The organism is Amaricoccus sp. (assembly GCF_047602525.1).
Classification (GTDB): domain Bacteria; phylum Pseudomonadota; class Alphaproteobacteria; order Rhodobacterales; family Rhodobacteraceae; genus Amaricoccus.
Map to the genome: position 1 here is coordinate 140,001 of NZ_JASGHB010000001.1, position 24,008 is coordinate 164,008.

The window sequence follows — 24,008 nt, forward strand, 5'->3', positions numbered from 1 at the left end:
CGTTCGAGCGGCGTTCCCTGTTCAGCCGGTTCGTTTCTTCCGCATAAGCGCGCATGGCATCCTCGACGATCTCCGGCGCCATCATCCGATCCTTCAGGCCGGTGAGCACGCGGGCTTCCAGTTCGTCCTGACGGATGGTTCGGCTGTTGTGTTGTCGCAGGTGCCCTTGCTGATGTGGTTCGAGCAGGCGTAACGCTGCGGGCCGCGAAGCGAGTAGGGGCCGTCGCAGCAGCCGCAGAAGATCAGGCCGGACAGAAGCGTGCGCGGCCGACGCGCGCCGTTCAGCCGGTTCTTCTTGTGATGCGCGCGCACGGCCTCGGTGACATTGGCGAACTTCTCGGCGATCTCGCCTTGCCGCTCACGGACGGCCTGCCAGAGTTCGTCGTCGACGATGCGCAGGTCTGGAACGTCCTTGACGATCCATTCCGATTCCGGGTTGAGCCGCGAGACGCGCTTTCCCGTCGATGGGTCTTTGAGATAGCGCAGCCGGTTCCAGATGAGGCGGCCGACATAGAGTTCGTTGTTCACGAGGCCCGTGCCGCGCTTCACATGGCCGCGAATGGTGGTGTCGCTCCAGAGCCGACCTTCGGGGCCGGGGACGCCTTCCTCGTTCAGTGTGCGGGCGATGGTGCGCGGGCCGATGCCTGCGGCAAACTCGCGGAAGATACGCCGCACGACATTGGCCTCGGCTGCGTCGATCTCGCGGTCGCCCCGGATCGGATCGCCGCGCGCATCAAGCTGCTTCACGACCTTGTAGCCATAGCAAAGACCGCCGCCCGACTTGCCATCCTCGACACGGCCACGGATGCCGCGATGCGTCTTGGCCGCAAGGTCTTTCAGGAACAGCGCGTTCATCGTGCCTTTCAGCCCGACGTGAAGCTCACTGATCTCGCCTTCGGCCAGTGTGACGATGGGAACGCCGGCGAACTTCAAATGCTTGAACAGCGTCGCCACATCGGCCTGATCGCGGCTGATGCGGTCCAGCGCCTCGGCCAGCACGATATCGAACTGGCCCGCCTGCGCGTCCTGCAACAGCATCTGGATACCGGGGCGCAGGATCATGCTCGCGCCAGATATCGCCGCGTCCCTGTAGGCGCCGACCACCTTCCAGCCTTCGCGCTTCGCCTGTTCCCGGCAGATGCGGAACTGGTCTTCGATCGAGGCAGAACGCTGCTTCTCGTCGGAATAACGGGCGTAAAGCGCAACGCGGGTCATGGCGGCCTCCTTCATGCAACCTTGTCAAACCGGCTCGGCCGGATCAGCACCTCGGCCGAGATGCCGAGATGGTCATGCAACTGCCGGATCATCTCGATCGACAGGCCGCGCTTGCGGTTCAGCACATCGGCTACCCGGTTGCGCGGGCCAATCATCGGCTCCAGATCCCTGCGGGACAGTCCCTGCTGCTCCATGCGAAACCGGATCGCCTCGATCGGGTCCGGCGGGTCCATCGGATAGTGCTTCGCTTCATAGACCTCGATCAGCGTCGCCAGCACGTCGAGCCGGTCGCCTTCCACCGTGCCGCTCTTCGCGCCCCACAGCCGTTCCACCTCGGCAAGCGCCGCATCATAATCCGCCTCGGTGCGGATGGGTTTCAACTCAGTCGCCATGTCTAACCTCCGTCACGTCGATCCTGTCATAAGCCTTGTGGGTGCCGATCCACTTGATCCAGACGATAGCCTTCTCGAAGTCGACCGCCACCACGAGGCGATAGTCATTGCCCTTGATGTTGAAGACGATGCGCTCGGCGCTGACGATGCTGGCCGTCGCATAGAGCCGCTTCACATCCGCCGAACTTTTCCAGTCCGCCTTGCTCACTTCGTCGAACCAGGCATCGAGCGCGGCCTTGACCGCCGGCTGGTCCTTCTGCCCCGCGAGGCTGTCGATGAATTGCCGCAAGGTGCGTCGGGCAATGATCCTCATAGGTCACCTATATCATGGGACCAAAATGGTCACAAGGGGAATATGCAAATGCCCCGGCGCGGGTGTAGCGTCGGGGCGATAACCGACTTGCCGGGCGCTCTGATCGCCTACCGGAGCAAGGCGTCCAGCGGCGTGAACCCGGCGTCCATCTCCGCACATTCAACGGCGTCGATGACGACATCGACGGCTTCCGCCGTGCGGTGGCGCCGCTGCGCGGTAGCCCGGAGCCAGTCGTAGTGATCGACGGACATCAGCACGAACGCGCGCCGTCCGTGCCGGGCGATCTCTACTGGCTCTCGCTGCGCTCGATGCAGGAATTCTTCGGGACCGCGCTGGAATATGACAGAATCGACAGTAGGCATGGGGGCATCCTGAACAAATCCAGCGCCCGAAACCATAGGTGCTACGCATCCTCGCCTGCCGGGCGCTTCTTCTGCGCCCTCCGCTCCAGCGCCATCTTGCGCTCGAACTGCTCGCGGGCGATCTGGCGACCGAGCAACCGGGCGAGGGACCGGATGGCGGCGTCGGCGCGCGCAGGATCGTTCCGGCCCGTTTCCGGCTCGGCCGAAGGTCCGAAGACCTCGATGCTGATCCTGTCGCGTTTGAGCGCCATCGTCTCCAAAGTTCCCATGCCCGGAAGGGGCTGGAACCATCGAAGAACCGTCCGGCAGCAGAAGAAAAGACCCGCATCGTAGCCGTGCGGCATATGGGATACTGTAGCGTAAAACAGGGTTGGTCCGTGATCGGGAGACTACCGCGCCATGGAGGTCGACAAGGACAAGATCGACGACGCGATTCTCGCGCTGCTCTACCTGACGCTCGACCGCGACGGCTGCGCCTGGAAGGGATTCGACTGGAGCGCGATGAGCCGGCTGCACGAGAAGGGCTTCATCGGCGATCCGGTCAACAAGGCGAAATCCGTCTGGCTGACCGACGAAGGGATCGCGCGGTCGGAAAAGCTGTTCCGCGAGATGTTCACGGTCGAGAGGTGAGCCTGACGACCTCAATGCCGGTGGAGTTGCGTCTGCTCCTCGACGGCCTGTTCCAGAATCCGCCGATAGCCGGTTTTCGTCATCCACTTGGCGCGGGCGAGATGGCTTTCCCAGCAGCGCCACGTGCGCGCCGGATCGGCGGCGGGATCACGATGCAGCACGATCCGCGCCACCTCGGTCCAGTCCGCGCCTTCCTTGTCCGCATCGAGCAGGCGCAGATAGGTCACGAAATGCTCTTCGTCGTAGATGGTGATGTCGGGGCCGGTCGGCGCTTCGTCGTCGACATCGGGATCAAGTTCGGGCCGGATATGCATCGGCTTGTTTCCCCTGTCTGAAAGATGGTGTTCGCGGTGCGCCCCCGCAAACTATCCTCACTGACTCTTGGTGATCGGGAAGTTCGAAACCGTACCAGACGGCCCCGTGGCCTTTAGGCGGGCAGCCCTGGACATACGCCACGGGCTCCCCGACCATAGGTCAAGGAGTGTGGTGTCGTCACGGCCGACACCAACCGCTGGTAGGGGTTTCGACGCCCCGGAGCAGCGCGTCTGCTCCGGCTCCAATTTATCCAGTCGAGAGCGGAAAGTAATACCAACCCGCATTGATCAGAACCCTTGCGCCCAGTCCCGACGGCCGATGGATCGGATGCGCCAGGGTTGGTCGACGAGGTCGTTCCAAGCGGCGCAGCAGTGGGCGACGATGTCGTCGTAGCCCTTGAAGACCCGGTTCGAGAGCCAGTTGTCGCGCATGAACTGCCAGATGTTCTCGACCGGGTTCAGCTCGGGCGAGCGGGGCGGCAGTGGCAGGATGGTGATGTTCTTCGGCACGATGAGGGCGCGGGCGAGGTGCCAGCCGGCCTGGTCGAGGATGAGGATGGCGTGGGCACCCGGCGCCACCGCGGTGCTGATCTCCGCGAGGTGCGTCTGCATCGCCGGCGTGTCGCAGAACGGCATGACGATGCCGGCGCCCTTGCCCTCGGCCGGGCAGATCGCGCCGAAGATGTAGGCCCAGGCGGTGCGCTGGTCGTGCGGCGCCCGCGGTCGGGCGCCCCGCCGCGCCCATCTTCGGGTGAGCTTGTTCTTCTGCCCGATCCGCGCTTCGTCCTGGAACCAGAGTTCTATGCGCTTGCCGGGATGCGCGGCGCGGACCTCCGCCACGCGCTCCGGGAGACTTTTTTGAAAGCCGCCGCCGCCTCCGGATCCTGGGCGTAGTGCCGCGGCCGCGCCGAAAGCTTGCGGAAGCCGAGCGCCCGGAGTTCCCGTCCCACCGTCGCCTCGCTCACCGACACCCGGAACGCCTCCCAGAGCCACTGCACCAGGTCGATCCGCCGCCAGCGCACCACCCCGTCGCGCCAGGGCTCAGGTCCCGCCTCCACCACCTGCGCCAGCGCCGCCCGATGCTCTGCCGTCAGTGTCGGCGCCTTGCCGGGGGCATGCCGGTCGATCAGCCCCGACGGGCCTTCCGCGTTGAACCGCAGCACCCAGTCCCGCACGATCTGCAGCCCGACCCCGCCGACCCGCGCCGCCTCCGTCCGCGTGCCGCCCTCCGCGATCACCGCCAGCGCCAGCAGCCGACGCACCTGCTTCGCATCCCGGCTGTCCCGCGCCAGCCGGCGAAGATCGTCACCATCCAGATCACCCCGAAGCCCGATCGCTGCCGCCATGGAAAACCCCTTCGTTCTCCATGATGAATCACGACAACGCCCTCAGGGGAATCCCCCGCGTGAGTCAGGACCTATGCGCGCTGGTATAACCCGGTTTTTGAAGGCAGGAGCTAAGGGCGCTGCCCTTGCGCGCCGCAAGAAAACTCTTCGGCCTTTCGCGGCATAAACGGCCTGCTCCCCGCAAGCGGGTCCCCTCCAATTATTCCACGGTGCCAAAGACTTGTCTGGCGCCTTGCTACCCCGGTCTCGCCGACGGGCAGGGTTTCAGGAGCGGCGCTTCGCTGCCCTGAATCCCAACCCCAAAGGAAACAGAACCATGACCGGCAACGCCAACACCCCCCGCAACGTGATCTTCAATGCCGATTGCATCCAGGCGATGCGCTCTTTCGACCGGGCATCCGTGGACTTCATCCTGACCGACCCGCCCTATCTGGTGAACTATCGCAGCCGCGACGGCAGGAAGGTGGCGAACGACGACAACACCCGTTGGCTTCGCCCCGCGTTCAACCAGATGCACCGCGTCTTGAAGGATGGCGGTTTCGCCGTTTCCTTCTACGGCTGGAACAAGGTCGATCTGTTCATGGACGCATGGAAGGCGGCAGGCTTCCGCGTTGTCGGGCATATCGTGTTCCGCAAGCGTTATGCGTCATCGGCGAAGTTCCTACGCTACCAGCACGAACAGGCTTACTTGCTGGCGAGGGGCAATGTTTCCCTGCCCGAAAATCCCATCCCGGACGTGATCGACTTCCCCTATGCGGGCAACAAGCTGCACCCGACGCAAAAGCCGGTGGAGGCATTGCGCCCGTTGATCGAGGCTTTCACGAAGCCCGGCGACCTTGTGCTGGACCCGTTCAGCGGCAGCGGCTCCACCCTTGCGGCGGCGCAGCAGCTCGGCCGCGACTGGATCGGCGTTGAGCTGGACAGCCGGCACCACGCGACGGCCAGCAGGCGGCTTGCATGGATGCAGCAACAGCGCGGCAGGGCGGCGGCATAGGCCAGCCCGCAAAGAGCGCCCGCCAGCGCGGCGGGCGCCGCGACTCCACACGAACACGGAAAGGATTTCGATATGCGCTGGATTGTTACGGTTGACCATCATGGCGGTTGCCTTGGCATGGGAGAGGATGCGGACGGCGTGCCCGCCCGTGGGACGCCGGAGCGGGGCGACGCCCTGCCGATGGAGTTCCGGCTATATGAGGCGAACGGCAATCTGCTTTTCGAGGGCCGATGCGGTGACATAGACGCGGATTGGTGGAACGGCTTTGAGCCGTTGATCTACCTATGGCAGCCGTTCCGTTGCCGCCGTCTGCATTACCGCCGAGCAGGAACCAAAGAGCCTTGGCGGCCTCTGCGCCCGTAAGGTAAGTGTCAGACCTCAGCATCAGGGCCGCCGATCCAGATGGACCGGCGGCCGTCGCGCGTCCGGTTGAGGGCGTGCCAGAAAATCGCGCTCGCCGGGCATGGCGCCCGGCTCGCCGGCTCTTGCCAGAGCCGGGAAAGAAGCTGGCGCTGATAAGCCCACGCTTTCAATTGATAATGCTGGCCCTGCTAGTCCTGGCAGGGCGTTTCCCTGACTCTTAATTCTGGCGCACGCTTGAAGCGCCCGCATAGAGAGGTGACGCCATGCTGTCAGGCATAGATTGGCGTGCATCGGTGGCCTACAGGCACGCGAAAACGATCCCCGCCGCCGGTTTTGCCTGGGAATATCTCATACCAGCGCGCATAGGTCCTGACTCACGCGGGGGATTCCCCTGAGGGCGTTGTCGTGATTCATCATGGAGAACGAAGGGGTTTTCCATGGCGGCAGCGATCGGGCTTCGGGGTGATCTGGATGGTGACGATCTTCGCCGGCTGGCGCGGGACAGCCGGGATGCGAAGCAGGTGCGTCGGCTGCTGGCGCTGGCGGTGATCGCGGAGGGCGGCACGCGGACGGAGGCGGCGCGGGTCGGCGGGGTCGGGCTGCAGATCGTGCGGGACTGGGTGCTGCGGTTCAACGCGGAAGGCCCGTCGGGGCTGATCGACCGGCATGCCCCCGGCAAGGCGCCGACACTGACGGCAGAGCATCGGGCGGCGCTGGCGCAGGTGGTGGAGGCGGGACCTGAGCCCTGGCGCGACGGGGTGGTGCGCTGGCGGCGGATCGACCTGGTGCAGTGGCTCTGGGAGGCGTTCCGGGTGTCGGTGAGCGAGGCGACGGTGGGACGGGAACTCCGGGCGCTCGGCTTCCGCAAGCTTTCGGCGCGGCCGCGGCACTACGCCCAGGATCCGGAGGCGGCGGCGGCTTTCAAAAAAGTCTCCCGGAGCGCGTGGCGGAGGTCCGCGCCGCGCATCCCGGCAAGCGCATAGAACTCTGGTTCCAGGACGAAGCGCGGATCGGGCAGAAGAACAAGCTCACCCGAAGATGGGCGCGGCGGGGCGCCCGACCGCGGGCGCCGCACGACCAGCGCACCGCCTGGGCCTACATCTTCGGCGCGATCTGCCCGGCCGAGGGCAAGGGCGCCGGCATCGTCATGCCGTTCTGCGACACGCCGGCGATGCAGACGCACCTCGCGGAGATCAGCACCGCGGTGGCGCCGGGCGCCCACGCCATCCTCATCCTCGACCAGGCCGGCTGGCACCTCGCCCGCGCCCTCATCGTGCCGAAGAACATCACCATCCTGCCACTGCCGCCCCGCTCGCCCGAGCTGAACCCGGTCGAGAACATCTGGCAGTTCATGCGCGACAACTGGCTCTCGAACCGGGTCTTCAAGGGCTACGACGACATCGTCGCCCACTGCTGCGCCGCTTGGAACGACCTCGTCGACCAACCCTGGCGCATCCGATCCATCGGCCGTCGGGACTGGGCGCAAGGGTTCTGATCAATGCGGGTTGGTATAAGGGCGGAAGATTCCAGCTCGCAATGGTCCGGATACCGGGGGAAAGGTCAACACCGACCAGCCCTCGCCGCGCAGGAGCACGTGCAGGCGGCGATAGCCGAACCGCCGCCGCTGGTCGGCGAGCTCGCGCGGCCGGACGACGCAGGCCTGCGTCGTCCGGCCGCCGGCTTCGGTAGCGGACCACGCTCCGGTCCGCCGCGATCATCGTGCACGCCCGCCGCTCGCTCACCTCGAGGCTCTCCTTCAGGTGCGCGACCGCTTCCCGCCTGGCGGCGGGCGTCACCATTTTTTTGCCAGCAGCTCCTTCAGCCCGGCATTGTCGAGCATCGCGTCGGCATAGAGCCGCTTCAGCTTCGCGTTCTCTTCCTCTAGCGCCTTCAGCCGCTTCGCGTCCGACACGTCCATCCCGCCGAACTTCGCCTTCCACGCATAGAAGGTCGCCGACGACATCCCGTGCCTGCGGCAGAGCTCGGCCACCGCCGCACCCGCATCATGCTCGCGCAGCACCCCGATGATCTGCTCCTCGCTGAACCTGCTTCGCTTCATCTCCGGTCCCTCTTCCTCGGTCCGGATTCCAGCCACCTGCGGAGGAGAAACAAGGGGTCACGTCAACGTCAATCCAGGCCTCGTCGGTGGCGGCGTCGCGGTCGGGAAGTACGGCCCCGCACCGATGTGGGTAGGCGCTGCGCGTGCTCGACGTGGCGCGTGTAGTGCTTACCGTTAGAACAGCGGATTCATCACCACCCGGTCGTTGCGACTATCGACGGCTTCGCGCGCGGCCGCGCCGGTACATCGTCCTGGGCTCACCATCCAGCGCATCATCGCTCAGCCGCGCTGGCCACTTTTACCTAAACTTCACTCAGTAAGCGGAAATTTGCCGCGACTTTGCCTGTTTCGTGAGTAACGAGGGAAGAATGAACGGTTGGGCGCGAGCATCCATGCTCGATGCAATAGACACGCTTGTGCGATCGGGGCGGAGCGATCTTGCCAGCGACCTGAACCGCATCACAGCCAAGATCGACTTTGATACGCTGGACGTACTCAGGTGCCCCGGGACAGAGCGCATCGCGGACGCGATCCTGGGGGCGGATGACTTCTCGTCCCTCGTCAGTCAACTTGGCCGACTTGCACGAGCGTTGGGGGTCTCGCATTGCACGTTGCACGTGGTGGGGGAGGGGCCGGCGACGAACTTCGCGACAAAGGTTCTCACGACCTATCCCGACGAATGGATTACGCGGTATGTGGACCGGCGTTACTCGTTTGTCGATCCGATCGGCCCCGCGTGCCTGGCGTCCGCCCATTCTTTCTTCTGGGACTCTCTGCCCCGTAGCAGTCCCTGTCTTGCCGCGTTCTGGCAGGACGCGGCAGCTCACGGCGTCGGACCCTCCGGCTGCACCCAGCCCATCACGACGGAACGAGGCGATACGATCGGCATTTCCGTCTGTTCGGCGATGGATCCGGAGACATTCCGGAATCACTTCGAAGGCTACGAGAGCGACCTCCTCAGTCTCGGGATCTTTCTGTCGGACGCATTCTGCCGGCTCGCGTCCGATGATCGTCCGGACACGTTCAATCCCACCGACGATCAACTTCATATCCTTCGAGCCATCGCGGAGGGCGCATCTGACATGGAATTGCGGACCCGCATCTACCAACACAGCTCGTACGCCCACCTCGAGCGTTCGATCTGCGCCTTGTTTCGGACCCGAACAGTGGCTCAGGCCGCAGTCCTCGCAGCAAGGATCGGCCTTCTGGCCGAGGCGCCTCTCGTCAAGGCGGACGTCTTTACGTCTCCTGTCGAAGCCGCGACCGTGGTGGCAGCCCGGCCGAGCGGCGCGTCCTTGCGCCGCCTAGCCCGCATCCGCACACCAGTCATCGACGAGGATTCCACCGATGAGGACGCGCGTGTCATTGCGCCTAGTGGCTTCGGGGAGTCTCGGCCTGAGCCCATGAGGGGCTGAGGCTTGGCGTGCGGGGGGTTGCCGGCTCGACCACCCAGAGCGACCGGATTCTGCCGCGACCTAGAGGATGAAGTCCGCGGCGCCCAGCCAATGGCCGTCCGCGAGCTTGATCTGGAAGTCTGCGATCTTGTCACCGTTCTGGTCGCCGGAAATTGTGCCTTCCTTGTACTGCAGCTCCCCGGCGACGCCGCTGAACGACTGCGCCCCGATGAAGGTGAAGGTCTGGTTCCCCGCCACTTTGGTGCTCGCGTCGATATCGGTGAGATCGATACGGTCTCCCTGTGTCCGCCAGTAATCGGTCATGACGTCACCGTTGGCATCGGCCGCGGTCCCGAAGACGAAATGATCGGCTCCGGCCCCTCCCGTAAGCGTATCCGCACCGGCGCCACCGACGAGGACGTCATTGCCGTTCCCGCCCTTCAGGACATCTGTGCCCGCCCCGCCGACGAGCGAATCATCGCCGGCGCCCCCCTGGAGAGAGTCGTTGCCGGCGCCGCCGAGGAGGGTATCGTCGCCCTCGTTGCCGACCAGGATATCGTTGCCTTTAAGTCCTGCTAGCCTGTCCGCCCCGGCGCCCCCGGTCAGCAGGTCGTCGCCCGCGCCGCCCTTGGTCGAGGTGTCGGCGCCGGTGTCGATCGACTTGCTCCCGACCTCGTATGCGCCGAGGTCGACCGCGCCATCGCGGATGACCCCCAGGAGATCCTTGATCGACGCGCCGACGAATTTGATGCCGGCATCGACTGCCACGGAGTCCTTGCCGATTTGGAAGCCCTTCAAGGTATCGATGCCCGGATCGACGCCCAGCAGATTGCCATCGGCCGCGCTCGGCTTTGCGTTTCCGTTGGAGGTCATGATCGCAATATTCCCGACGACGCCGTTGTACGTAAGGTTGTTCCTGAAAGTGATGTCGTCATTGACGTCAGTATTGAAAGAGACGTTGGCGATCCCGGTATGATAGGCGAGGCTGCCGTCTGCAACCGTGACGTTATTGATGAAGTCGTTGCCGCTCGAATTCATGTTGGTGATCTCTCCCTTCCACGTTCCAGTGGCGAGAGAGTCGAGATTGTTGTGCCAGGCGGTATTGTTCAACACCGTCACGTTGTCGCTCCACGCCGTCTTGATGCCGGAGCCGCCATTGCCGTGGACGAGGTTGTTCTCCACCAGCACCGGGAAGCCGAAGGTCGTCTCCTTGTCGTTGCTGTCGATGATGATGCCGTTGCCGTCGCTGTGCGCCCCGGTCTTGGTGACGTTGTCGTAGGAGATATTCCCCCTGACGACGATGCGGTAGCCCTCGGTCGTGGTGTCGCCGGAGACGTTCTCGGAGTGGAAGATCGAAATGCCTGAGCGAGCGCCCTCGCGGGCATTGTGGTAAGTGGTGTTGCCCTCGACCAGCACGAACTCTGACCGGCTGACCGAGATGCCGTTGCCGAGGCTGTCATGGACTACGTTGTTGGTGATCTCGACGTGGTGAACAAGGTTGGCGGTAATACCGGCCTTGCCGCCGGACACCTCGAAGCCGTCAATCGTCACGTAGTTCTTGAGGATCGCGAAGCCATAGTCCTTGTCGGCCGGTGGCTCGATCTTGACGGTCCCGGGGACTTCGGCACGGATCGTGATGTTGCCCTCGGCAGAGCCACCCTTGGTGACAAGCACCTGTTCCTTGTAAGTTCCGGCCTTGACGACGATCTCGTCACCTGCATGGAGCTTGGCGCGCAGCGCCTGGGTGATCGACCTGAAGGGGGAGGAGGCGCTTCCGGTTCCGGAGTCGCTTCCAGTCGTCGCTACGAAGTACGTCGTCATCTCTCGGTTCCCTCTTCGCCGGCGTCATGCCCGCGGGACAGCCCCTAAGAGATCGAAGAACGCTTTCCATGAGATTTCCCGAAAGCATTTAAATGTATGTTTAAGGATGACTATTACAGACTACGTCATAACTGATTGTTTTAAGGGCGGATCCATAATGTAGTTTATAAATTATTCATATCAGTATTAACAACGTAATAGAATGTTCCTGATTGGTTCTTATAAAATTAGCCGAGCTTGGCCGAACATTGTAGGAACTTGTTAAATCTCATGCGGCTATAGTCGCTAGATGGCCCCCCATGAGGCAAGAATGTTTCTCGCAATCGACGGATCGGACCTGAATTCGATGCCGATGCTGCGCCGCTCGATGTTCGTCGATCGTGCCGACCAGTTCGTTCATCGACATGGTTGGCCGCTCCCGCTGGACGCGGGCGGTCTCGAGATCGACGAATACGACGGCAGTGGCACCACCTATTGCATGATGATGCGGGAGGGCCGGCACCTGGCATCGGTTCGCCTCCGGCCCGAGGCGGCCGGATCCATGGTGGAGCGCCACTTCCCTGCGCTTTGGCGAGAGGAGTTCCGCAATGGCACCGAGATCACCCGGTTCTGCGTGTCTCCCCGGGTCAGGAGCGATCCGCGGTCAACTCTTGTCCCGGAACTTCTCCTTGGGCTCTGCCGCCATTGCCAGCGAGCTGGTATCGACTCGGTATTCGGCGTCGTGTTCCCCTCCGTGTTGCGGGTCATCAAGCAAGCGGGCTGGAGTGGGAGCGTGCACGCCAAATCCGAGGACAAAAGAAATGCTCTGCTGCTGGTGGAGTGGATTCCGAGTTCAATCGTCGCTTGGAGGCTTCAGGAACAAATCGGGGCGCGTGAGGTCGTGCCGGCCCGCGGTACTGGCCTCCGAAATGTACTCGCAGCATAGCCTGCAGGACGGGCAAGTCAGGATCGTGCTGCAAGGTGGAGCGACAAAGATCGTGTCCCATTGCGTGGTGTAGCTGGCGGTGCCAGCGCGAGCTCCGGCGTGTTCGGGTCGATCAGTCTGCGATTGGCAGGCCGATGGCGGGATCATCGGCGACGGGGGCGATGGTCTCTGACCTACTCCCTTGCGATCCCTCGATCATTGCGAGAGCCCTTTGGATTGATAGCGGGGTTCTGGCCCCGACGGTAGCGGCCGGCCGTCGGAGCGGTTGGGGTGGCGGAGGCAGCCGGCCGCGGGGTCGTTGCGAACCGCGTCCGGAGTCAGGCCACCGTGGGCCGAGTGGGGCCGGACGAGGTTGTAGTCGAGCCGCCAGCGCTCGATGACGGCGCGGGCTTCGGCGAGGGTACTGGAGGCCCGCCGCCAGCGCGCGATCGGGGCGCTTGACCGGATCGTAGCTGTGCGGGCCTGTGCATTCGGCGAGCATGCAGAGGTCGAGGTGATCCTGAAGGTTCTCGCCAACCCCCGGCAGGTCGTGCACCACCGGAAGCCCGAGCGCGCGCAGGTGATCGGCGGGGCCGATGCCCGAAAGCAGGAGAAGCCGCGGGGAGCCGATGGCGCCGGACGAGAGGATCACCTCGCGGCTCGCGTTGATCCGCTCGCCCGACAGGAGCTCGATGCCGGTCACGCGGGCGCGCGACGTAACGAGCTGCCGGACGGCCGCCCCGGTCCGCACGGAGAGGTTCGGCCGGTCTTCGGCGGAGGCGAGGTAGGCCACGGCCGTGGAGGATCGGCGCACGTCGCGCTGGGTCAGCTGATAGAAGCCAGCGCCGGCTTGGGCCACGCCATTGAAGTCAGGGTTGTAGGGAAGGCCGTATTCCTGCGCCGCGCGCAGGAAAGCATCGCAGATCGGCAGTGTCGCCTTCGGCATCGAGACGCCGAGGGGCCCGCCGGTTCCATGGTAGGGGGCACCGAAGCGTTCGTTGTCTTCGGCGCGGCGGAAATAAGGCAGCACTTTCCGGTAGGACCATCCTGGGCAGCCGCACTCATCGGCCCAGCCGTCGTAATCCTGCCGGTTTCCACGCGCGTAGATCTGCGCATTGATCGTCGAGCCACCACCGATGACCTTGGCCTGGGTGAACCAGAGGGAGCGGTTGCCGAGGTGGCGCTGCGGCACGGTCGACCAGCCCCAGCTGCCCGCGCCCTTCGTCATGCGCGCGAAGCCGGCGGGCCAGTGGAAGAGAAAGCTTCGGTCGCGCTCCCCCGCTTCCAGGAGGAGGACGGTGGTGTGCGGGTCTTTGCTCAAGCGCGAAGCCACGACGCAGCCGGCCGAGCCGCCGCCCACCACGATATAGTCGTAAGTCCCTCCCATAGGGTGATTCCAGTATATAACCAGTTTGTTACTTAACTGCTGAACTCTGGCCATTGTTCTGTCAAGGGGCGAGGTTCGCGAGGCCGGAGTCCGCTAGTGTAGCTGGCCGGCCGCCCAAGCAAAAGTCTGCCTGCGCGGCCCCCGGAAGGGCCGCGTTTTCCAAAGGCGGCATGGCAAACGCCTCAGGTCGGGACGGGTGCATCCTCGCGCAGGAGGCCCTGATGCTTGAGATCCGCCCAGAAGTCGGGCGGGATCGGATGCGAGAACCAGGCGAGGTTCTGCTCGAGCTGCCCGACGGTGCGGGTGCCGGCGCAGAAAGACGGGATCGCGGGATGCGCCACGACGAACTGGAGCGCCGCGGCCGGCAGCGGCACGCCATGGTCGGCGCAGACCGCCTCGATCTTCGCGACCTTTTCCAGAATGGCGGCGGGGGCGGGAGCGTAGTTGTATTTCGCGCCCGACGTCGCCCCGGTCGCGAGGATGCCGGAATTGAACCCGCCGCCCACCAGCACGGCCGCGCCACGTTCCTCACAGAGCGGCAGGAAGGCGTCGAGCGCATCCTGTTCCAGAAGCGTGTAGCGGCCGGCGAGGAGAAAGGCATCGAAGTCACGCTGCTTCAACGCCTCAAGGCAGACTTCCCATTCGTTGACTCCGACGCCGATCGCCTTGACCACGCCTTCGTCGCGCAGGCGCTCCAGCGCGCGCCAGGCGCCATCCATCGCCTGCCGGAACACCTCGGGCTGGTCGGCGCCGCGGGTGAAGACATCGATGTCGTGGATGAAGACGATGTCGATATGCTCGAGCGCCAGCCGCTGAAGGCTGTCTTCGAAGGCGCGCATCGTGCCGTCGTAGCTGTAGTCGAATTCCATCTCGAAGGGCGCTGCGTTTACCCAGGGCGCGAAGTCGATCGACGTGCGGCGCGCGGGCTTCAAGCGGCGGCCGACCTTCGTCGCGAGTACGAATTCGTCGCGTGGGCGCCAGCGCAGTGCCTGGCCGGTGCGCAACTCTGAAAGGCCGTGGCCATACATTGGCGCGGTATCGAAGAAGCGCACACCCGCGTCCCACGCATGGTCCACCATCCCGGCCGCGGTTGCCTCATCGATCTCGCGGAAAATGTTGCCGATCGGCGCGGTGCCGAAGGCAAAGGCGGTCACGTCAAGGTCCGCGCGGCCGAAAGGCCGCTTGTCGCCCGGTTTCATATCCGGAATCCTCCCATTTGTAACTGTTTAGTTATCTCTATGCACGGATTTGCGGAGCGCGCAAGCTGGTCGTTCGTGGGGATCAAACATTGGGGGTTGACCGGTTCGCGGTCTCGATAATAATGTAACTAGATAGTTACAAAAATGGGAATTGGGGATGGACCTGACAGAGACGCAGGCGCAGGCGCGCGACATGGCGCGGGCCTTCGCTGACGAGGTGATCCGCCCGGCCGCGGAGGGGCTCGATCGTGAGGAGCGTTTCCCGGCTGAGATCTACGACGAGATGGCCAAGCTCGGCCTCTTCGGCATCGGGGTACCGGAGGAACTGGGCGGGCCCGGTTTCGACACGCTCACCTATGCCCTGGTGATGGAGGAACTGGCGCGCGGCTATGCCAGTGTCGCCGACCAGTGCGGCCTTCTGGAGCTTATCTCGACGCTGCTCGTCCGGCACGGGACCGAGGCACAGAAGGCCCTGCTCCCCGACATTCTCGGCATGCGGGCCAAGGTCGCCTACTGCATCACCGAGCCGGAGGCGGGAACGGATGTCTCGGGTATCCGCACCACGGCGGTCCGCGATGGCGCGGGCTGGGTGCTGAACGGCGGCAAGATCTGGATACACAACGCGCCGGTCGCGGATCTCGGCTTCGTGCTAGCGCGGACCGACAAGGAGGCGGGCAACCGCGGCATGTCGATCTTCGTCGTCGACCTGCATGCCGCCGGCGTCGAGCGTGGGCCGAAGGAGCACAAGATGGGCCAGCGCGCGAGCCAGGTCGGCGCGCTCACCTTCACCGATGTGCGCCTGCCAAGCGAGGCGCTTCTTGGCACCGAGGGACGCGGCTTCCACATGATGATGAGCGTGCTCGACAAGGGCCGCGTCGGCATCGCCTCGCTCGCTGTTGGCATCGCCCAGGCGGGGCTTGAGGCCGCCGTCGACTATGCCGGGACGCGCAAGCAGTTCGGAAAGGCGATCGCCGAGTTTCAGGGCGTGCAGTGGCTGCTCGCCGACATGGCGAAGGACATCGAGGCCGCGCGGCTTCTGGTCCGGTCCGCAGCAGGGCATATCGACGCGGGCAGGGACGCGACCAAGGCCTGTTCGATCGCCAAGTGCTTCGCGGGCGACATGGCGGTGGCACGCACGGCAGATGCCGTGCAGGTCTTCGGTGGCTCGGGCTATATCCGCGGCTTCGAGGTGGAGCGGCTCTATCGGGATGCGAAGATCTGCCAGATCTACGAGGGTACCAACCAGATCCAGCGAATGATCATTGCCCGCGAACTCCTCAAGAAGGGCGCCAGGGCGTGAGCGGGGTTGCGCTCGTCACCGGCTCGTCGCGCGGCATCGGGCTCGCGGCGGCCGAGGCGCTGGCGCGCGAAGGGATCGCAGTCGCGCTGAACGGGCCGGCCGACGATGCCGAGCTTTCCGCCGCCGCCGACCGGGTTGCGGCCCTCGGCGTGCCGGTCTTTCGCGCGGCCTTCGACGTGACCGACATCGCCGGCCACGATGCGCAGCTTGCCGCGATCGAGGCGGCGCTCGGGCCGCTCACCACGCTCGTCAACAACGCGGGCGTCGGTGTGCTCCGCCGCGGCGATCTGCTGGAGGTGGGCGAGGAAAGCTGGGATCGCTGCCTTGCGGTCAATGCCAAGGCGCCTTTCTTCCTGTCGCAGGCCTTCGCCCGGCGGCTGCTGGCGCGGGACCGGCCGAAGGGCGTCTTCCACGCGATCGTCAATGTCACCTCGTCCAATGCGGTGGCGGTGGCGGTGCAGCGGGCGGAATATTGCGCGTCGAAGGCCGCCGCCGCGATGGTCTCGAAGGCGCTCGCGGTTCGGCTCGGGGCGGAGGGCATCGCCGTCTATGACGTACAGCCCGGCCTGATCGCCACCGGGATGACGGCGCCGGTCATCGACGCCTATCGCGCCCGCGCAGAGGGAGGGCTGACGCTTTTCCCCCGCATCGGCACACCCGAGGACATGGGCGCGATCATCGCCGCCCTTGCCACCGGGCGGCTGCCCTACACCACCGGACAGGCGATCTCCGCCGACGCCGGGATGCTCGTTCCCCGTTTCTGAGGGTTCTCCGATGCAGATCCTGCTTCCTGACAGCGGCGGCGCGCGCCGCGCCTATACCCTCGTCGGCACGCCGGTCGCCGGGGCGGTGCTGCCGCCCGATGCGGTGCGGGTCGTCTATTCCGCCGCGCATGTGGTGGCCGATCCCTTCACGGCCAATGACCCGACCGGGCCCGCGACGATCGACTGGGAGGCGACGATGGCGTTCCGGCGCCACCTCGCCGGTCTCGGGCTCGGCATCGCGGAGGCAATGGATACGGCGCAGCGCGGCATGGGGCTCGACTGGCCCGGCGCGCTGGAGCTGATCCGGCGGACGCGCACCGAGCTGCCCGAGGCGCGGGTGGTCAACGGCTGCGGCACCGACCAGCTCGATCCGGGCGCGGCCCGGGGCATCGACCACGTGCGGCGTGCCTATTTCCAGCAGCTGGAGGCGATCCAGAAGCTCGATGCGCGGGTCATTCTGATGGCCTCGCGAGCCTTGGCGCGCGTGGCGTCGGGGCCGCAGGATTATGTCAACCTCTACCATGAGTTGCTTGCGGCGAGCGACGCGCCAGTCGTGCTGCACTGGCTCGGCGAGATGTTCGATCCGGCGCTGGCCGGCTACTGGGGGGCCGCGACGTTCGAGGATGCGCTCGATACGGTGATCGCGATCATTGCCGAAAACCCCGTGAAGGTCGACGGCATAAAGATCTCGTTGCTCGATAAGGATAAGGAGATTGCGCTCCGCCGCCGCTTGCCGGCGGGGGTCAAGATGTTCACCGGCGACGACTTCAACTATCCCGAGCTGATCGAAGGCGACGCGGAGGGCTTCAGCCACGCGCTTCTCGGCATCTTCGACCCGCTGGCGCCGGCGGCTGCGCAGGCGGTCGCGCGGCTGGGGCAGGGGGATGGGCCTGGATTCCGCGCCGTGCTTGACCCGACCGTTCCGCTGGCGCGCACAATCTTCCGGGCACCGACGCAGTATTACAAGACCGGGGTCGTGTTCCTCGCCTGGCTGAACGGATTCCAGGAGCATTTCGTAATGCTGAACGGGGCGCAGGCCGCGCGGTCGCTGCCGTATTTCACTGAGGTGTTCCGGCTCGCCGATAGCTGCGGCCTGCTTCGAGATCCTGAACTGGCGGTGGACCGGATGCGGAAGCTGCTGGCGCTCTACGGGGCTTGAGGGATGCGGGACTTCGGATCGGACCTGTCGGCGGTCGCACTCAACACCGCGACCCTCGGCCACAACATGGCGAGCGCCGGCGCGGGCTGGTCGCCGGAACGCACCATCGACGCCTGCGCGGCACGCGGTTTCGGCGGCATCGTCTTCTGGCGCCGGGAAATCGGGGACCGTGCTGTGCAGATCGGCGCGCGGGCGCGGGCCGCGGGGGTGGCGGTGGCGGGCCTTTGCCGCGCGCCGTTCCTCGTCGGGCCGCTGGCCCCGCCGGGACGGGCGGCGGTGATGGATGAATTCCGCGCGGCGATCGACATGGCGGCGGCGCTGGAGGCGCCGGTGCTCACCATCGTGACCGGCGGTGTCGAGCCCGGGACGAAAGGTGTGACCGAGAGCCTGCGGCTGGTGGCGGACCGGGTGGCGGAGGCCGCCCCCTACGCCGCGGCGCGGGACGTGTGGCTGGCGCTGGAGCCGCTGAACCCGGTCTATGGCGGCGACCGATCCTGCCTGACGACGCTGCGCGATGCGCTCGATCTTTGCGACACTATCGCCGCGCCGAATGTCGGGGTCGCGGTCGATGTCTATCACGTCTGGTGGGACACCGATCTGTCGCGACAACTGGTTCGGGCGGGTGCGCGAATCCTCGGGCTGCATCTCTGCGACTGGCTGGCCGAGACGCGCGACGTGCTGCTCGACCGGGGGATGATGGGCGAGGGGGTCGCGGATATCCGGGCGATCCGTAGCGCGACGGAGGCGGCAGGCTATGCCGGCCCTTGCGAGGTCGAGATCTTCTCGGCGGAAAACTGGTGGAAGCGGGATCCGGCCGATGTGCTCGACGTGATGGTCGAACGCGTACGGACGGTCTGCTGAGGGAGGAAGGCGATGAAGATCCTCGTGCCCGTTAAGCGGGTGATCGACTACAACGTGAAGGTTCGGGTGAAGGGCGACGGGAGCGGGGTGGATCTCGCGAACGTCAAGATGAGCATGAACCCCTTCGACGAGATCGCCGTCGAGGAGGCGATCCGCCTGAAGGAGAAAGGCGCCGCCACCGAGATCATCGCCGTGTCGATCGGCGTGAAGCAGGCGCAGGAGACGCTGCGCACCGCGCTCGCCATGGGCGCCGACCGGGCGATCCTCGTCGTTGCCGCCGAGGACGCCGGCACGGACATCGAGCCGCTCGCCGTCGCGAAGATCCTGAAGGCGATCGTCGATGCCGAAGGCCCGGGTCTCGTGCTCGCCGGCAAGCAGGCGATCGACAACGACATGAACGCGACCGGCCAGATGCTGGCCGCGCTGCTCGGCTGGGGCCAGGCGACCTTCGCCTCGAAGGTCGAGGTCGGCGACGGCAAGGCGACCGTCACCCGCGAGGTGGACGGCGGGTTGCAGACGATCGCCGTCGCGCTGCCGGCGATCGTGACCGTGGACCTGCGCCTGAACGAGCCGCGCTATGCGAGCCTGCCGAACATCATGAAGGCGAAGAAGAAGCCGCTGGAGGAGAAGACGCCGGCCGATTACGGCGTCGACGTCACGCCGCGGCTGACGGTGGTGAAGACCGTGGAGCCCGCGACGCGCAAGGCCGGGGTCAAGGTCGGCTCGGTGGACGAGCTGATCGCGAAGCTCAAGTCCGAGGCGGGGGTGCTCTGATGGCGGTTCTTCTGATTGCCGAGGTGAACGAGGGTGCGCTGGCCACCGACGCCGTGGCCAAGGCGCTGAGCGCGGTCAAGCCGCTGGGCGAGGTTCATGTCCTCGTCGCCGGTCAGGGCGGCGACGCGGCGGCGGCCGAGGCGGCGACGCTCGACGGCGTGGCCAAGGTGCTGTTCGCCGGGGACCATGCGCTGTGCCACGGGATGGCGGAGCCGACGGCCGCGCTGGTCGTGGCGCTGGCGCCCGGCTATGGCCATATCGCGGCGGCCTCGACGGCGTTCGCCAAGAACCTGCTGCCGCGGGTGGCGGCGCTTCTCGACGTGATGATCCTGTCGGACGTGACCGGCGTCGTCGATGCCGACACCTTTGAGCGGCCGATCTATGCCGGCAATGCCATCCAGACGGTGAAGTCCGCCGATCCGGTCAAGGTGATGACCATCCGCACCGCGAGCTTTGCCGCCGCGGGGGCCGGTGGTTCGGCGCCGGTGGAGCCGGTGGCGGCGCCCGCCGATCCGGCGCTGTCGTCGTGGGTCGAGGACAAGGTTGCGGCCTCCGACCGGCCGGAGCTGACCAGCGCGAAGATCGTCGTCTCGGGCGGCCGCGGCGTCGGCTCCGAGGAGAATTTCGCGATCATCGCCGGGCTCGCCGACTCGCTCGGCGCCGCGGTGGGTGCGAGCCGGGCGGCGGTCGACAGCGGCTTTGCCCCGAACGACTGGCAGGTCGGCCAGACCGGCAAGGTCGTGGCGCCGCAGCTCTACATCGCCGTCGGCATCTCGGGCGCGATCCAGCATCTCGCCGGCATGAAGGACAGCAAGGTCATCGTCGCGATCAACAAGGACGAGGAGGCCCCGATCTTCCAGGTGGCCGACTATGGCCTCGTCGGCGATCTGTTCACGCTGGTGCCGGAAGCTCAAGCAGAAGCTGTGAGCAGGGGGAAGTCCAGGCATGCTCATTTCTCAGGTTGCCGTTTCAAGCGCGACCGCCCTGCGCCTCACCGCAGCTGCCGTGGCGGAAGCCGAGCGGCAGGGGTGGCGGATCGCCGTCGTCGTGGTGGACCGGGCGGGAGTCCCGCTCGCGCTTGCGCGGATGGACGAGGCGACCCCGCCAGTTCTCGAATTCGCGGCAGACAAGGCCTATACCGCCGCCACGATGCGCCGGAGCACGGAGGCGTTCTTCGAGCGGATGACGAGTTCGCCCTCGCTGGCGCTCGGCTTCCAGAACCGGCCGCGGCTGATGGTCTGGGGCGGCGGGCTGCCGATCGTCCACGAGGGCGCGGTCGTGGGCGGGATCGGCGTCTCCGGCGCGCAGGATTTCGAGGACATCGCCTGCGCCAAGGCTGCGTTGGCGCAGGAAGGTCTCGGCTGGGAGTCCTGACCCTCAGGTCGGATCAGCGGGCGACCAGGCGAAGGATCGTGTCGATGTTGAAGTGGATGCGTTCGGCGAGCGCCTCCTTCGCCATCAGGTCGCGCTCGAAGACGATCGAGCCGGTGAAGCGGTTGGTCAGGTAGTAATAGCTGATCGCCGCGATCGTGATGTTGAGCTGGACCGGGCTCACCCCCTCGCGAAAGGCGCCCGAGGCGACGCCGCGGTCGAGGATATCGGCGACCATGCCGACGAACTTCCGGCTGACGACCTTCACCACCTCGGACTTCTTCAGGTGCTTGGCGCGGTGGAGGTTTTCGCTGTTGACGAGCGTCAGGAACTCCGGGTTGCGCAGGTAATAGTCCCAGGTGAAGCGCACCAGGCGCGCCAGGGCTTCTGGCGGATCCAGATGGTCGAGGTTCAGCTTCTGCTCCGCGCTGCGGATGTCGACGTAGGCCTCCTCTAGCACCGTCTGGAAGAGGTCCTCCTTGCTGCCGAAATAATGGTAGATCATCCGCTTGTTGGCGGACGCCTTGGCGGCGATGTCATCGACCCTGGCGCCCCCGAACCCGTTGCGCGCGAATTCGCGTTTCGCGGCAAGGAGGATGCGCGCCTTCGTGGCCTCCGGGTCGCGGGTGCGGGTCTTCGTGGCAGGCTTTTCGGCCGGCTCCGCGTAGCCCGTTTCCCGGGACAGTGTCTCGTTCTCGGACCCGTCTTCCATGCTGTTCACCCATGAGGGGCGGGCGTCATTGCCGCGCCTATCCGCGGCCATCATGGAGCGACCCTGTCGGTTTGTCCATTAAGACCCTTGACTCACGTCCGGTCAAGAAAGTAACCAGTTAGTGCATAATGTGAGATGGGCAAGGGCCTGCGAGTGTCCGACGCCCACCGGAGATCGCGGCCACGCCGTGGGCCAAGGGGAAGGAAAAGACCATGTCCACTTTCATTCGGGATACCATCGAGCGCGCGACGGTCAGCCGTCGCAACCTCCTGCTCGGCGCCGCGGCCGGGGTCGGGGCGATGGCCCTGCCCATGGCTCTCGGGCGCGGGGCCGCACACGCCGCCTTGACCGATCCGGCCATCGCCTGGAGCTATCGCGACCGCGCCTCCGCCTACTGGAACGCTATCGTCTCGGGCGGCGAGAGCTTCGTCGAGTCGATCGGCCGGCCGAAGGACACGCTCGTCAATCTCATCAACGAAGGATCGTCGGAGAAGTCGCTCGCTGACATCAAGGCATTCCTGAGCAAGACCGGCGGCAACTGCGCCATCGCCTGCGACCCGAATGACAGCCCGAATGCCCGGCCGGTGGTCGAGGCGGTGGCCGCGCAGAACGCCTTCATCTCGACGATCTGGAACAAGACCGACGACCTGCATCCCTGGGATTTCGGCGACAACTACGTCTCGCACATGACCTGGTCGGACGTGAAGCCGTCCGAGCAGACGGCGGAGATCCTGTTCAAGGCCATGGGCGGCAAGGGCGGCATCGTGCATCTCGGCGGCATCCCGGCGAACAACCCGGCGGTGCAGCGGCTGCAGGGGCTGAAGAACGCGCTGGCCCGGAACCCCGACATCACGCTGCTCGACGCGCAGCCGGCGGACTGGGACACCCAGAAGGGCGCGGCACTGATGGCGAGTTTCCTCACGCGCTACGGCGACGAGATCAAGGGCGTGCACTGCGCCAATGACAACATCGCCTATGGCGTGCTCGAGGCGCTTCGCGCCGAGGGGATCGAGGGGATGCCGATCGTCGCCTATGACGGCAATCCCGAGGCGGTGAAGCTCGTCATGGACGGCAAGCTGCTGGCGACGGTCTTCACGAACCCCTACTGGGGTGGCGGCATCACCGCGTCGCTCGCCTATCACGCGGCGATCGGCAGCTTCAAACCGTCGGAAGAGCCGCGCGACCACCGCGAGTTCTACGGGCCGACCGTGCTCGTCACCGCCGAGGACGCGGCGGCCTTCAAGGCGAAGTACATGGATGCGACTCCGGCCTATGACTGGTCCGACTTCTGGGGCCCGTCGAACGGCGGCATCGCCTACAACTGATCTCCCGAGGCTGGGTCCGGCGCCCGCGGGGCGCCGCGCCAGCCCGCATCCCCACAACCGTAAACGATAGGGAGCTGGGCCGTGCCACGCCTTCCCCGTGAAGTGCTGACCAAATGGGCGCCGGTGCTGGTGCTGCTCACGCTGGTGATCCTGTTCACCGCGATCAACCCGACCTTCTTCTCGGTGCGGAACTTCGCCCGCATCGCCATCGCTTCGGCGCCGGCGCTGATGGTGGCGATCGGCGTCACCTTCATCATTGTCATGGGGTCGATAGACCTTTCGATGGAGGGGACGATCTCGCTGACCGCGGTGCTCTTCGCCTACATCTTCCTCGGGCTCGGCGGCACGCTGCTGCCGCTCGGCTGGCTGGCGCTGCCGGCGGTGCTGGTGCTCGGTGCGCTCATCGGCGCGGTGAACGGCTTCATCCATGTGCGCCTGCGCATTCCCTCCTTCATGGCGAGCCTCGCGCTCGGTTTCGTCGGGACCGGGGCCGCGGTGCTGCTGACCGGAGGGGACATCGTACGCATCGAGGACGAGTCCTTCCGTGGCCTCCTGACAGTGCGCTGGTTCGGCTTTCCCCTGATGGTCTATGTCGCCGGGCTCGGCCTTCTTGTCGCCTGGTTCATCCAGGAGCGCACGACGCTTGGCCGGAACTTCTACGCGGTCGGCGGCGGCGAGGATCTCGCCCATGCCTCCGGCGTCAACGTGAAGCGTGTCCGCATTCTCGGCTTCGCGCTCGCGGGGGGCTTCTACGCGGTCGCCGCAGTGCTCGTCCTCGCCCGGATCGGGCAGGCCGAGAGCGTCACCGGCGCGAATTTCATGTTCATCTCGATCACCTCGGCGGTCGTCGGCGGCGTCGCGCTCTCGGGCGGGGTCGGCGGGGTCTGGAACGCCCTCGTCGGCGTGCTGATCGTCGGCGTCATCAACAACGGCATGGTGGTGATCGGCCTGCCCGACTTCCTGCAACAGGGCGTCCTCGGTGTGCTCGTGATCGTCGCCGTCGTCCTCTCGACCGATCGCCGGTCGGTCTCCTTCGTGAAGTGAGGGCA

General features: G+C 65.7%; 26 protein-coding genes and 3 pseudogenes (1 of these 29 only partly in view). 16 read left to right on the forward strand and 13 right to left on the reverse strand.

What is annotated here, in order from left to right; genetic code table 11:
• Positions 1–193 carry the final stretch of a hypothetical protein gene (locus QM699_RS00840; RefSeq protein WP_415009392.1) on the forward strand. It extends 341 nt beyond the left edge of the window, so the window shows 193 of its 534 coding nt (coding positions 342–534); its start codon lies off the left edge, out of view; it ends in the stop codon at positions 191–193.
• On the opposite strand, the gene QM699_RS00845 is transcribed toward QM699_RS00840, so the two are convergent.
• The 5 genes from QM699_RS00845 to QM699_RS00865 form a co-directional block, all read right to left on the reverse strand.
• Positions 94–1,215: a recombinase family protein gene (locus QM699_RS00845; RefSeq protein WP_415009393.1), complete on the reverse strand. Its 1,122-nt coding sequence runs from the start codon at positions 1,213–1,215 to the stop codon at positions 94–96. The two genes, QM699_RS00840 and QM699_RS00845, sit on opposite strands and share 100 nt — an antisense overlap.
• An 11-nt stretch (positions 1,216–1,226) precedes the next feature.
• On the reverse strand, positions 1,227–1,607 hold the full coding sequence (locus QM699_RS00850; protein ID WP_415009394.1) for a helix-turn-helix domain-containing protein: 381 nt from the start codon (positions 1,605–1,607) through the stop codon (positions 1,227–1,229).
• Positions 1,597–1,896 carry a type II toxin-antitoxin system HigB family toxin gene (locus tag QM699_RS00855; RefSeq protein ID WP_415009395.1) on the reverse strand — a complete coding sequence of 100 codons (300 nt, stop codon included), beginning with the start codon at positions 1,894–1,896 and terminating at the stop codon, positions 1,597–1,599. Before QM699_RS00855 ends, QM699_RS00850 begins: the two co-directional genes overlap by 11 nt.
• Positions 1,897–2,027: 131 nt before the next feature.
• Entirely contained in the window at positions 2,028–2,282 is a 255-nt protein-coding gene (locus tag QM699_RS00860; RefSeq protein WP_415009396.1) for a type II toxin-antitoxin system prevent-host-death family antitoxin, read from the reverse strand.
• A gap of 41 nt (positions 2,283–2,323) precedes the next feature.
• A complete protein-coding gene (locus tag QM699_RS00865) occupies positions 2,324–2,533 on the reverse strand; it encodes a hypothetical protein (RefSeq protein WP_415009397.1) in 210 nt (69 codons plus the stop codon).
• A gap of 148 nt (positions 2,534–2,681) precedes the next feature.
• On the opposite strand from QM699_RS00865, the gene QM699_RS00870 reads away from it, so the two are divergent.
• Positions 2,682–2,912, forward strand: coding sequence for a DUF6429 family protein (locus tag QM699_RS00870; RefSeq protein WP_415009398.1), 231 nt, complete (start codon positions 2,682–2,684; stop codon positions 2,910–2,912).
• An 11-nt stretch (positions 2,913–2,923) separates the two neighbouring features.
• Here the strand turns inward: QM699_RS00870 and QM699_RS00875 are convergent, their stop codons facing one another.
• On the reverse strand, positions 2,924–3,226 hold the full coding sequence (locus tag QM699_RS00875; RefSeq protein WP_415009399.1) for a DUF2285 domain-containing protein: 303 nt from the start codon (positions 3,224–3,226) through the stop codon (positions 2,924–2,926).
• 288 nt (positions 3,227–3,514) lie between these two features.
• A protein-coding gene (locus tag QM699_RS00880) for an IS630 family transposase (protein ID WP_415009400.1) occupies positions 3,515–4,572 on the reverse strand; the annotation gives its coding sequence in 2 pieces (ribosomal slippage) (positions 3,515–4,092 and positions 4,092–4,572; 1,059 coding nt in all).
• A gap of 346 nt (positions 4,573–4,918) precedes the next feature.
• Here QM699_RS00880 and QM699_RS00885 point away from each other — a divergent pair.
• From QM699_RS00885 to QM699_RS00895, 3 genes are all read left to right on the forward strand, one after another.
• Complete coding sequence (locus tag QM699_RS00885; protein ID WP_415012657.1) at positions 4,919–5,566, forward strand: DNA methyltransferase; 648 nt, start codon at positions 4,919–4,921, stop codon at positions 5,564–5,566.
• Between the two features lie 626 nt (positions 5,567–6,192).
• The gene (locus QM699_RS00890; protein WP_415009401.1) at positions 6,193–6,324 is read left to right on the forward strand and encodes a transcriptional regulator domain-containing protein; all 132 of its coding nucleotides are present in this window, start codon (positions 6,193–6,195) and stop codon (positions 6,322–6,324) included.
• A gap of 42 nt (positions 6,325–6,366) precedes the next feature.
• Positions 6,367–7,424, forward strand: a protein-coding gene (locus tag QM699_RS00895; protein WP_415009400.1) for an IS630 family transposase whose coding sequence is annotated in 2 segments (ribosomal slippage) — positions 6,367–6,847 and positions 6,847–7,424 — 1,059 coding nt in all. Because the reading frame shifts where the segments join, the coding sequence is not laid out codon by codon here.
• A gap of 78 nt (positions 7,425–7,502) precedes the next feature.
• On the opposite strand, the pseudogene QM699_RS00900 reads toward QM699_RS00895, so the two are convergent.
• Positions 7,503–7,988, reverse strand: a pseudogene (locus QM699_RS00900) (transposase); the annotation flags it as partial.
• Positions 7,989–8,380: 392 nt separating this feature from the next.
• On the opposite strand from QM699_RS00900, the gene QM699_RS00905 reads away from it, so the two are divergent.
• On the forward strand, positions 8,381–9,403 hold the full coding sequence (locus QM699_RS00905) for an autoinducer binding domain-containing protein (RefSeq protein WP_415009402.1): 1,023 nt from the start codon (positions 8,381–8,383) through the stop codon (positions 9,401–9,403).
• Positions 9,404–9,463: 60 nt separating this feature from the next.
• Here QM699_RS00905 and QM699_RS00910 read toward each other — a convergent pair whose 3' ends face one another.
• On the reverse strand, positions 9,464–11,203 hold the full coding sequence (locus QM699_RS00910) for a right-handed parallel beta-helix repeat-containing protein (RefSeq protein ID WP_415009403.1): 1,740 nt from the start codon (positions 11,201–11,203) through the stop codon (positions 9,464–9,466).
• Positions 11,204–11,513: 310 nt separating this feature from the next.
• Here QM699_RS00910 and QM699_RS00915 point away from each other — a divergent pair, with 310 nt between their 5' ends.
• Complete coding sequence (locus tag QM699_RS00915; RefSeq protein WP_415009404.1) at positions 11,514–12,128, forward strand: acyl-homoserine-lactone synthase; 615 nt, start codon at positions 11,514–11,516, stop codon at positions 12,126–12,128.
• Between the two features lie 195 nt (positions 12,129–12,323).
• On the opposite strand, the gene QM699_RS00920 is transcribed toward QM699_RS00915, so the two are convergent.
• From QM699_RS00920 to QM699_RS00930, 3 genes and pseudogenes are all read right to left on the reverse strand, one after another.
• Positions 12,324–12,644 (reverse strand): integrase core domain-containing protein, encoded by a 321-nt coding sequence (locus QM699_RS00920; RefSeq protein ID WP_415012658.1) that lies wholly within the window; start codon positions 12,642–12,644, stop codon positions 12,324–12,326.
• 34 nt (positions 12,645–12,678) lie between these two features.
• A pseudogene (locus QM699_RS00925) lies at positions 12,679–13,548 on the reverse strand (GMC family oxidoreductase); the annotation flags it as partial.
• 128 nt (positions 13,549–13,676) lie between these two features.
• Positions 13,677–14,693, reverse strand: coding sequence for an aldo/keto reductase (locus QM699_RS00930; protein ID WP_415009405.1), 1,017 nt, complete (start codon positions 14,691–14,693; stop codon positions 13,677–13,679).
• Positions 14,694–14,850: 157 nt separating this feature from the next.
• Here QM699_RS00930 and QM699_RS00935 point away from each other — a divergent pair, with 157 nt between their 5' ends.
• The 7 genes and pseudogenes from QM699_RS00935 to QM699_RS00965 all read left to right on the forward strand — a co-directional run bounded on the left by QM699_RS00935 (position 14,851) and on the right by QM699_RS00965 (position 20,925).
• On the forward strand, positions 14,851–15,993 hold the full coding sequence (locus QM699_RS00935; protein WP_415009406.1) for an acyl-CoA dehydrogenase family protein: 1,143 nt from the start codon (positions 14,851–14,853) through the stop codon (positions 15,991–15,993).
• Entirely contained in the window at positions 15,990–16,757 is a 768-nt protein-coding gene (locus QM699_RS00940; protein WP_415009407.1) for a 3-ketoacyl-ACP reductase, read from the forward strand. The genes QM699_RS00935 and QM699_RS00940 overlap by 4 nt, the downstream gene beginning before the upstream one ends.
• 10 nt (positions 16,758–16,767) lie before the next feature.
• Entirely contained in the window at positions 16,768–17,916 is a 1,149-nt protein-coding gene (locus QM699_RS00945; protein WP_415009408.1) for a dihydrodipicolinate synthase family protein, read from the forward strand.
• A gap of 3 nt (positions 17,917–17,919) precedes the next feature.
• A complete protein-coding gene (locus QM699_RS00950) occupies positions 17,920–18,777 on the forward strand; it encodes a sugar phosphate isomerase/epimerase family protein (protein ID WP_415009409.1) in 858 nt (285 codons plus the stop codon).
• A 12-nt stretch (positions 18,778–18,789) separates the two neighbouring features.
• A complete protein-coding gene (locus QM699_RS00955) occupies positions 18,790–19,551 on the forward strand; it encodes an electron transfer flavoprotein subunit beta/FixA family protein (protein WP_415009410.1) in 762 nt (253 codons plus the stop codon).
• Positions 19,551–20,459 (forward strand): annotated as a pseudogene (locus QM699_RS00960) (electron transfer flavoprotein subunit alpha/FixB family protein); the annotation flags it as partial. The gene QM699_RS00955 and the pseudogene QM699_RS00960, both read left to right, overlap by 1 nt.
• Positions 20,460–20,496: 37 nt before the next feature.
• Positions 20,497–20,925 carry a GlcG/HbpS family heme-binding protein gene (locus QM699_RS00965; RefSeq protein WP_415012659.1) on the forward strand — a complete coding sequence of 143 codons (429 nt, stop codon included), beginning with the start codon at positions 20,497–20,499 and terminating at the stop codon, positions 20,923–20,925.
• 13 nt (positions 20,926–20,938) lie between these two features.
• Here QM699_RS00965 and QM699_RS00970 read toward each other — a convergent pair whose 3' ends face one another.
• Positions 20,939–21,634, reverse strand: a complete 696-nt coding sequence (locus tag QM699_RS00970) for a TetR/AcrR family transcriptional regulator (RefSeq protein WP_415009411.1) — start codon at positions 21,632–21,634, stop codon at positions 20,939–20,941.
• Between the two features lie 212 nt (positions 21,635–21,846).
• Here QM699_RS00970 and QM699_RS00975 point away from each other — a divergent pair, with 212 nt between their 5' ends.
• Both QM699_RS00975 and QM699_RS00980 read left to right on the forward strand, forming a co-directional pair.
• A complete protein-coding gene (locus QM699_RS00975; RefSeq protein WP_415009412.1) occupies positions 21,847–22,959 on the forward strand; it encodes a sugar ABC transporter substrate-binding protein in 1,113 nt (370 codons plus the stop codon).
• A gap of 81 nt (positions 22,960–23,040) precedes the next feature.
• The gene (locus tag QM699_RS00980) at positions 23,041–24,003 is read left to right on the forward strand and encodes an ABC transporter permease (protein ID WP_415009413.1); all 963 of its coding nucleotides are present in this window, start codon (positions 23,041–23,043) and stop codon (positions 24,001–24,003) included.
• Positions 24,004–24,008 lie beyond the last annotated feature (5 nt).